8 protein-coding genes are annotated in these 8,566 nt (G+C 48.2%); 3 read left to right on the forward strand and 5 right to left on the reverse strand.

The window, feature by feature from the left end; translation table 11 throughout:
* Window positions 1-11: 11 nt before the first annotated feature.
* Together AS151_RS17960 and ispF are read left to right on the forward strand one after the other, a co-directional pair.
* Entirely contained in the window at window positions 12-323 is a 312-nt protein-coding gene (locus tag AS151_RS17960) for an urease subunit beta (RefSeq protein ID WP_071518445.1), read from the forward strand.
* A 3-nt stretch (window positions 324-326) separates the two neighbouring features.
* Window positions 327-830, forward strand: a complete 504-nt coding sequence (ispF, locus tag AS151_RS17965; protein ID WP_071518446.1) for a 2-C-methyl-D-erythritol 2,4-cyclodiphosphate synthase — start codon at window positions 327-329, stop codon at window positions 828-830.
* An 11-nt stretch (window positions 831-841) separates the two neighbouring features.
* On the opposite strand, the gene AS151_RS17970 is transcribed toward ispF, so the two are convergent.
* The 5 genes from AS151_RS17970 to AS151_RS17995 form a co-directional block, all read right to left on the reverse strand.
* Window positions 842-1,324 (reverse strand): DUF2267 domain-containing protein, encoded by a 483-nt coding sequence (locus AS151_RS17970; RefSeq protein WP_071518447.1) that lies wholly within the window; start codon window positions 1,322-1,324, stop codon window positions 842-844.
* A 709-nt stretch (window positions 1,325-2,033) separates the two neighbouring features.
* Window positions 2,034-2,906: an S-methyl-5'-thioadenosine phosphorylase gene (locus AS151_RS17980; protein ID WP_071518449.1), complete on the reverse strand. Its 873-nt coding sequence runs from the start codon at window positions 2,904-2,906 to the stop codon at window positions 2,034-2,036.
* Window positions 2,907-2,981: 75 nt separating this feature from the next.
* The gene (locus AS151_RS17985) at window positions 2,982-4,901 is read right to left on the reverse strand and encodes a tetratricopeptide repeat protein (RefSeq protein ID WP_071518450.1); all 1,920 of its coding nucleotides are present in this window, start codon (window positions 4,899-4,901) and stop codon (window positions 2,982-2,984) included.
* A 126-nt stretch (window positions 4,902-5,027) separates the two neighbouring features.
* Window positions 5,028-6,791, reverse strand: coding sequence for an ABC transporter ATP-binding protein (locus AS151_RS17990; protein ID WP_071518451.1), 1,764 nt, complete (start codon window positions 6,789-6,791; stop codon window positions 5,028-5,030).
* Window positions 6,792-6,866: 75 nt separating this feature from the next.
* A complete protein-coding gene (locus AS151_RS17995) occupies window positions 6,867-7,574 on the reverse strand; it encodes a Crp/Fnr family transcriptional regulator (protein ID WP_071518452.1) in 708 nt (235 codons plus the stop codon).
* 464 nt (window positions 7,575-8,038) lie between these two features.
* Here AS151_RS17995 and AS151_RS18005 point away from each other — a divergent pair, with 464 nt between their 5' ends.
* Window positions 8,039-8,305: a hypothetical protein gene (locus AS151_RS18005; protein WP_071518454.1), complete on the forward strand. Its 267-nt coding sequence runs from the start codon at window positions 8,039-8,041 to the stop codon at window positions 8,303-8,305.
* Window positions 8,306-8,566: the final 261 nt, after the last annotated feature.

Below are 8,566 nucleotides of genomic sequence, written 5' to 3' on the forward strand. Positions count from 1 at the left end.
CGAGATTAGCCATGATTCCAGGCGAAATGATTCCCCAAGCCGGCGACATCGAACTCAATGCCACGCGCCCGATTACTACCGTACGGGTAGCCAACAGCGGCGATCGCCCCATTCAAGTAGGGTCTCATTTTCATTTTTACGAAGCTAACGCAGCGTTGCTATTCGAGCGCGAGCCTACCAAAGGCATGCATTTAAACCTTCCCGCCGGCGCGGCTGTTCGGTTTGAACCTGGCGACGAACGGGAAGTGGAATTGGTTCCCTACGCCGGCAGCCGCCATGTATATGGATTTAACGCGCAAGTCAATGGTGCTTTGGATAGTTAAATCATGACCAACATTCGCATTGGCAACGGTTACGATATCCATCGCTTGGGGCGCGATCGCCCGTTAATTTTGGGAGGCGTAGAAATTCCCCACCAACTGGGATTGGTGGGGCACAGCGATGCTGATGTTCTCACACATGCGATTATGGATGCCATGTTGGGGGCCTTGTGTTTGGGCGATATTGGCGTTCACTTTCCCCCCAACGACGACCGCTGGAAAGGGGCGAACAGCCTGGTGTTGCTAGAGCAAGTTTGCTATCTCCTTGCTAAGGAAAACTGGCAAATTGGCAATATCGATGCGGTCATTGTTGCCGAACGTCCAAAACTCAAACCCTATTTAGGGGTCATGCGCGATCGCTTGGCAACCGTGTTAAAAATCGGCAGCGATCGAATTAGCATCAAAGCCACCACCAACGAAAAAATGGATGCCGTTGGTCGCGAAGAAGCCATGTCTGCCTATGCCGTTGCCTTGCTAGTTCAAGCCGACAGCCCCCCTCCCAGTAGCTAATTTGAACGCCACTAGGCGCGTTGCCAGAGCTGTTTGATACCATCTGGCAAGTATTGAGCAACCTCTTGGTGACTTGCCGCCGGCAGTTCCGACTTCATCGCCGCAAAAACGGCCTCAATTAGCGTTTCCGGGGCAATATTTTTCGGCAAGCTCCCCTCTTGCTGAATGCGAAACACAAACGTATCGCCATCAATTTTTAGCGGCGCACGGATAGAACTGAGAAAACGTACTAGGGGATTGGTATCCATCCACAACTCGCTTACGGTATGTTGCAGTGCTTTATTTTCGCTGGCGATCGCTTTTACCTGCAATTGAGAGGCGATACGTTGAATGGCTTCTTTCGGCATCAAATCACGCATGGTGCGAAAAACCACCACTGTATTATCCCGAGCATCGAAAATATCGGGCAAATCCGCTTGAGACATTACTTTTTCTAGAAACGCTGGCTTGCCAACATCGGCTGTAGCGGCGTTTTCTGCGGGAATTTGACTCATGGGGGAACCTCATCGTTCGTCAGATATGTTTTTAGTCTAATCAAAGAAGTTCTTTTTTTACAATGTAGGATTAAGTTGCCTGAATGCGGATATGGCTGCAAAAGAGAGATTTTTTCGTCAAAACTGACTTCTATCTCCCCGCTACTTTCCCCGAGCTGAAAACGGAATTGTATCCCATACAGAGAACAATCGCGTCCTATCAATATACGTTTTCCCTACTCTACGATACAATTTGTCATAATAACAACAGTACCTTGTTGTGTCGCCGTCGCAACAATTTCTTTTTTCAAGCAAACAGTAATCTGTTGAAAGACCCAAATTTGTCCTGTCCGGGCCAGATTCTACAGCTGCTCAAAAAATTTTTATATCAAAAACATGTCCAAAACCAAGCCTCCATCCGACAAAATTTCAACAAATCGCTTACTAAAATCGGAACTCAACCATCTAGGAAATTATTATACTGTTCAAGGGAAAACGAAAACAAAAGTTTTTTCGAGAGTTAAGACCAAATCCGATGTACATAAACCCACACAAATGTAGGGGGAGTGCCCCCATGCCTACCTCTACAAAAGGGACCCACAGCGGGGGTTGCCCCGACAAAAAAATTGTGGTTTTTCCATGTCGGATTTGGTATAATTCGTAAATTGCGCTTGCCTAAGTCTTTACAGAAACAATAAAAAGCAAGGTGGGCAACGCCCACCTACGGCTTTTACATATAATTGCGCAAAAAGATTTCTAGCTTGTTTTTTGTTTCCTCTGGTACCCGATCCAAAGGCGTGAGAATTGCGGATTGCAAAGCCTTATGTGCCTCCGATTCCGGTGGGTTGTTGCTCAAACGGCGTACGGTCTCTAAAATTACCTTCTGAGCGTTGGCAGCATTGCGTTTGAGATTGTTAACCACCATTTCCACGCTGACACTGTCGTGTTCGGGGTGCCAGCAATCGTAATCTGTTGCCAAAGCCAGCGTTGCATAAGCAATTTCCGCCTCTCGTGCCAATCTAGCTTCCGGTAAATTGGTCATTCCTACCACCGTAGCGCCCCAACTGCGGTAAAGATGGGATTCGGCTTTTGTAGAAAACGTCGGTCCTTCAATGCAAATATAAGTGCCGCCGCGGTGTAAGGTCACATCTTCCAAATGGCAGCTAGCCACTGCATCTGCCAAAACTTGGGCTAATTTCGGACAAACCGGATCGGCAAATCCCACGTGAGCCACGATCCCATCGCGAAAGAAAGTAGAAATTCGTTCCTTGGTGCGATCGATAAACTGGGATGGCACTACCATATCCAGGGGTTTCACCTCTTCTTGCAGAGAACCAACTGCAGAAGCAGAAAGAATATATTTGACGCCCAAGCTTTTCATGGCGTAGATATTGGCGCGAAACGGGAGTTCGCCAGGGGATAAGTGGTGGTAGCGGCCGTGGCGTGCCAAAAAAGCCACTCGGATGCCTTCTAGGGTACCCACAATCAACGCATCGGAAGGAGAACCAAACGGTGTATCTATAGAAACTTCTTCTACATCCTGTAGCGCCTCCATCTGATACAGACCGCTACCGCCGATAATACCAATTTGTGCCTCGACCATGCCTGTTTTTTGTATAACCACAAGGTGCTATTATATCGGCAAATGACAGTTTTGCAGGCCCCAATCTCAGACTGCTTAGCTAGCATGCATGAGGCTTTGCTGAATTTGGACGGCTTTGGTCAGGGAATCAAAGGCTTCTTGGTACTGTTGCAGCCTTGCTAGTAGGTTGCCGCGGTTGTACCAGGCTTCGTATTTGTCTGGTTTGAGTTTTATGGCGCATTCGTAGGAAGCGATCGCTTCTTCATAGCGGTGCATTTTTTCCAAAACCCGCGCACTGCTGTGCCAAGCTTGGTGGCTGTCGGGTTTCAATTCTAAAGCCACATTGTATGATTCCATTGCTTCCCGATATCGTTGCAACCGCTGCAACATGGTACCCCGATTGTACCAAGCTTCGTAATTGTTGGGTGCCAGCTGTACGGTATGGTTGTACGACGCCAACGCCTCTTCGTAGCGATGCAGTTTGGCGAGGGTGTTGCCGCGGTTGTACCAAACCTGATACCGCTGCGGTTGAATTTCAATGGCTTTTTCGTAGGCAGCCAACGCCTCTTCAAAGCGACGCAACTGCCCCAAAATCGACCCCTGAGCGTACCAAATTTCGTAGCTGTTGGGGTTGAGTTCTAGGGCCTTTTCGTAGGCATGCAACGCCTCTTGGTAGCGATGCAACTTTAAAAGCAAATTCCCGCATTTGTACCAAGCTTCCACTTGCTGGGGGTTAATTTCCAAAGATTGTTGGTAGGAAACAATCGCGGCATCGTGGCGACCTTGTTTGGCGAGAAGATTGCCGCGGTTGTACCAGGCTTCAAATTTGTTGGGGTTGACTGCCAAAGCTTGGTCGTAACTGGCGATCGCTTCGTCGAGACGTTCCAACTTTCCCAACACGACCCCGCAATTTTGCCACACATCAGCATCATCCTGTTTGATGGCAAGAGCCTTTTGATAGCAAGTTACCGCATCTTCGTATTGTTGCTGCATAAACAGCAAATTGCCACGATTGTACCAAGCCTCAAATTTATCGGGTTTGATAGCCACAGCCCGATCGTAACTGGCGATCGCCTCGTTCAACCGGCGCAACTTCACCAAAGCATTGCCACGATTGTACCAGGCTTCGTGGCAGGAAGGGTCTTGTTCCAAAGCACGGTCGTAGGCTGCGATCGCTTCTTCGTATTTATGGGTTGCAAACAGTTGTTCTCCCTGTTGAAAAGCCGCCTGCGCATCCGGCGATCGCACATCGGTAGGTGGGTTCACCTCCCCGCCATTGGCATACATTTGTTGCAGCTTCTGTTGCAGTTGGGGTTTCACCGCCTCCAACACCTGCGCCGTGGTTACCTGCGACAGGCGTTCGATGGCTTCATCTTTAGCTTTTTCCACATCCCTGACCGCAAATTGAAACTCCGACATGCACACCTGCTGGAACCGTTCTACCTGCTGTAAATTTTGCTTTTGTCGGTTGGTTTCCTGCTGCAGGCTTTCCACCTCCGCCGTGGTCTTATCGTATGCCGTATTGGCGTGGTGTTCCAACTCCGCCAGCAATTCCTGCGCTTGGCGGCGGGAATCTTGCAGTTGTTCGTTCAATCCCCCCAACGCCTGCAAATGATTTCTGACTTGGGAAACCAACGCCTTCACCACCAACCGACGCACCAACCAAAAAACCGCCAAAGCACCCAACGGCGACACCAGCAAATCTCCCAACACCATCATCCAGGCATTAACCTCCTCCGATGGTTCTTCAGCAGCATTGGCAGAGGTTGCCGATAGCAACTGCGTCGGTGGGTTGGCAATGGTTTCTGGGGTTCCCATGGCTTGAGAAACGAGTGTGGGTTCTGCCGGAGAACCCAAGTTTGTCTTTTTGCCGCTACTTGTTGCATGGGAACTCCCTAACTTGCCGGAAGATGGCTGTGTGGGAGCATCTGCGGTGGTGATGGATGCAGCTTCCGGTACCAAATCTTGAGCGGCAAACGTGGCTAATGCAGCTAAGGCAACAGTTGGAACGCCCATAGGGTTGTATGCTCTTCCATGGTGAGGGTGAAACGGTTGTGAAATAGGAAAGGAAACCAGCCAGAAGGCGATGGTTCCCTTTCTCCCTACCCTCTTTGTACCAATCTTCACTATCAAATCCGGAAACTACTTGAGCATGGCTTCCAGTTTTTGCTGGTTCCAGAGTTTGTCGTAAAGACCTTCTTCTTGCAGCAATTTTTGGTGGGTTCCCTGTTGAATAATTTTGCCCCCATCCATGACAAAAATCCGTTCTAAGGTGGATACGGCTGCCATTTGGTGGGAAATGAACAAAACCGTACGACCGCCGCGAATTTGAGCCAAATTGTGCAGGATTTCTGTGGCGGTTTGGTTGTCCACGCTGGAAAGGGCGTCGTCTAAAATTAAAACTGGCGCATCCACCAGCAAGGCTCTGGCGAGGGAAACCCGTTGCCGCTGACCGCCGGAGAGGGTGATCCCTCTTTCGCCAACGATGGTGTCGTATTGTTGGGGGAAGTTCAGAATTTCGGAATGCACTTGTGCGAGTTTGGCAGCACTTTCGACTTCCGCTTGGGATTTACTGGGGTCGCCGTAGCGGATGTTTTCCCGAATGGTGGTACTGAACAGAAAGCTTTCTTGGGGAACGTAGGCAATGTGGCTACGCAAAGCTTCTAGTTTGATTTGGGTGATGTCACAGCCGTCTAGGTATAGCTGTTCGGGGTCGATCTCGATCAAACGCGCGATCGCGTTGGCGAGGGTGGATTTGCCACCACCGATGGTACCGACCACTGCCACCATTTCTCCTGGCTGAATGTCAAAGGTGACGCCGTCTAAGGCGGGTTGTTCGGTGTCGGGATAGGAAAAGGTTAAGTTGTTGGCTTGCAAGCGACCGCTGACGGGTTGGGGAAGTTCGATGGGATGGGGAACGTTGCGAATTTGGGGGATGGCTGTGAGAATGGATTCTACGCGATCGATGCTCACTTCGCCGCGTTGGTAGGTGGTCAGGGTAAACCCTAACAAGGCAGTGGGAAAGACCAGGCGTTCTACGTAGAGGATTAATGCTACGAAACCACCGACTTCTAGGGTACCGTTGGCTAGTGCTGGGGTACCGAAGGTTAGGAGAATGAGCAAGCTAACGCTGGAAAGACCGGTAAGAATGGGAAAAAGTAAATTGCGGGTTTTGGCGAGTTTTAAGTTGGAACCGAGCAGTTGTTGGTTGAGACGTTGAAAGGCGTTTTGTTCGTTGTCTTCCTGAGCGTATATTTTCACCAAGGAAATGCCGCTCATGTCTTCCTGAATTAGTTCGCTTAAGTTAGAGAGGTTTTCTTGAACTTCCATTTGTTCGCTCCGCAAACGATCGCTGAATGCACGCACCAAAATGAGCATGAGGGGATAAACTGCGATCGCCATTAAACTCAAACGGAAGTTAATGGAAAACATGACCGGTAGGGTCAAAACATAAGCAAATAGGGTGTTGATTAAGCTTAAAACGGCAAATCCTAACAAGCGACGTACGTTGTCTACGTCGCTTGTGGCACGGTTAATGATATCGCCAACGGTACTGGAAGCAAAATATCCCGGTTCCAAAACCAGCAAATGTTGGAAAATTCGTTGTTTGAGGTCAAATTCTACTTTTCTGCCGACCCCAAATATCAGCAGTCGGGAGGCGACCCGCACAAACCACATCATGCTGGCTAACAGGAGAATAAATAAAATGGAAGGAACAAAGGAACTCAGGGAGTTCGTATCTGAGGTTTGGGTCATTTGCTGCAGCCGATCGATGCTGTCGCGAATGACCAAGGGAATGTAAACCCCCAATAGGTTCACCACCAAAAGCGATAGAATTCCCAAAAGCGCTCGCTTTCGGTGGGGACGCATGTAGCTGTATAATTGCTGTAGACGAGATGGTGCCATGAATGATTTCCGATTCGTACCGATCTCGATCCTACCGAATTTCTGCTGTGGGAACAGCGATCGCTATGGATTTGGTTATCTCCCATGGAGATTGTCTGGTAGTTCGCCGGCTTTTTGAAGCAACCCTTCGCGATCGCGCAATTCAATGACGTTCCCCTGGGAAACAATTAAACCTTCCCGGGATAGTTTGCTAAATCCTCTGGAAAGGGTTTCGGGAATCGTTCCTAACAAAGCAGCTAGCTGGCTTTTGGTGATATCTAAAACGGCGCGATCGGGGGTTGCTTGTTGGCGGCTTAATTGCAGAAGATATCCTGCCAGCCTCGATGGAACTTCCCGCAACGATAAATCTTCGATTAGCCAGGTAAAATGTCGTAGGTGGCGTGCAAAAATAGCCAGCAAATTGACCGCAAGGGTGGGTTGTGAATGTAAAAGGTCTAGAAATCGCGATCGCGGGAAAAACACCACATTGCTATCTTCCACGACTGCCGCAGAAGCCGGCAAAGGCTGACCGTCAAAAGCCGGTACTTCCGCAAAATGTTCCCCAGCTTCAAAAAAACGCAAAATCTGTTCTTTTCCAGAAACCGCCGTTTTAAATACTTTTACCTTTCCCGATCGCACCACAAAAAATCCTTTCGGTGGATCGCCTTCGGTAAAAATCGTTTCTCCTCGCTGATAGGACTGCACAATCACAATTTTAGCCAAGGCTTCTAGTTGTTGAGCTGGCAATCCTTGAAAAATCCGAATTTCTCCTAGAAAAGGACCAATATCTGTGGGTTCTGTCATGGAAAATGTTCTCAGTAGCGATCGAAGTTCTTAGCATATTGCCGTACGTTCAGTTTACCATTCACAAAAAATCGAGATATCCTAGCTGGTATATTGGTAAACTCCAGAAGTTCTGATTTTAAATCAATAAAAGTAAATATGAAAACCATAAAGGCTGTCGCTAAAAATTACTAGAGCTAGCTATATTTCTGGAAAACCGCAAATATTCTGTTTTTAATCTAAATATAGCAACAATCTCATTAATTATCTTGGGTTTTACAGTTGGTAGTATCAGTTATATCCAAGCTCAAGAGTGACCAAACTCAAATTCAGATAACTAGCAAACCGCCAACCGCAATTGTCCTACTTGGGAAACTTTTCGAGAAGCCGTTCGTTCCAGAAAAATTTCCCTTAACATACCCATTCCCAACTTACCGGCAGGATTTCGTCAAGGGTGCGTTGCTAGTAGTTCTGGTGCCCATACGTTGAATGTTTTCGTTTACCGCGAAGGCATCCAACCAAAATATCAAGAAAATGCACCGACATCCAACCCCATTGCACCCATTTTGCCGCCTGCAAGTGATATAGCCAACAAATCAACTCTATCCGACTCGGAAATTCGTGCCATTCATTTTGGCTTTGATGGTGGGTTTAGCTATACCCAGTTGTTCGATCGATATCAAGCTTGGCAAGAACCTTATACCATTTCTGAAAAACAACGATTGTATGGTATTTGCCAATTGCCCTGTTAGGGGCGCTCACGCGTTGCGCCCCTACAAAAATGCCTATATTATCTCTTGCAAATTATTAAGGAAATGGTATTATATTACGGCTGGAGGCACAGTTTTGTTTCGCTATACTTGGGCAACCTTACTGCCAGATCCCCAGGAATTACCTACTTCTCAGGCAGCCCCCATGTTAGCCAATGTGGCAGACTAACCAAATCACTGAACATTAATTGACATCTGTGTTAATTGTGTTCGGTTAGTCCAGTCTTAGCCTCTTAGCGGGCT

Origin of the sequence: Geitlerinema sp. PCC 9228, assembly GCF_001870905.1 — a bacterium.
Taxonomy (GTDB): Bacteria; Cyanobacteriota; Cyanobacteriia; order Cyanobacteriales; family PCC-9228; genus PCC-9228.

What these genes read in the sequence shown, in the direction of transcription:
- AS151_RS17985 (WP_071518450.1), bottom strand. Translation starts at nt 4,901, where the DNA reads ATGGGCGTTCCAACTGTTGCCTTAGCTGCATTAGCCACGTTTGCCGCT.
- ispF (WP_071518446.1), top strand. Translation starts at nt 327, where the DNA reads ATGACCAACATTCGCATTGGCAACGGTTACGATATCCATCGCTTGGGG.
- AS151_RS17995 (WP_071518452.1), bottom strand. Translation starts at nt 7,574, where the DNA reads ATGACAGAACCCACAGATATTGGTCCTTTTCTAGGAGAAATTCGGATT.
- AS151_RS17980 (WP_071518449.1), bottom strand. Translation starts at nt 2,906, where the DNA reads ATGGTCGAGGCACAAATTGGTATTATCGGCGGTAGCGGTCTGTATCAG.
- AS151_RS17970 (WP_071518447.1), bottom strand. Translation starts at nt 1,324, where the DNA reads ATGAGTCAAATTCCCGCAGAAAACGCCGCTACAGCCGATGTTGGCAAG.
- AS151_RS17960 (WP_071518445.1), top strand. Translation starts at nt 12, where the DNA reads ATGATTCCAGGCGAAATGATTCCCCAAGCCGGCGACATCGAACTCAAT.
- AS151_RS17990 (WP_071518451.1), bottom strand. Translation starts at nt 6,791, where the DNA reads ATGGCACCATCTCGTCTACAGCAATTATACAGCTACATGCGTCCCCAC.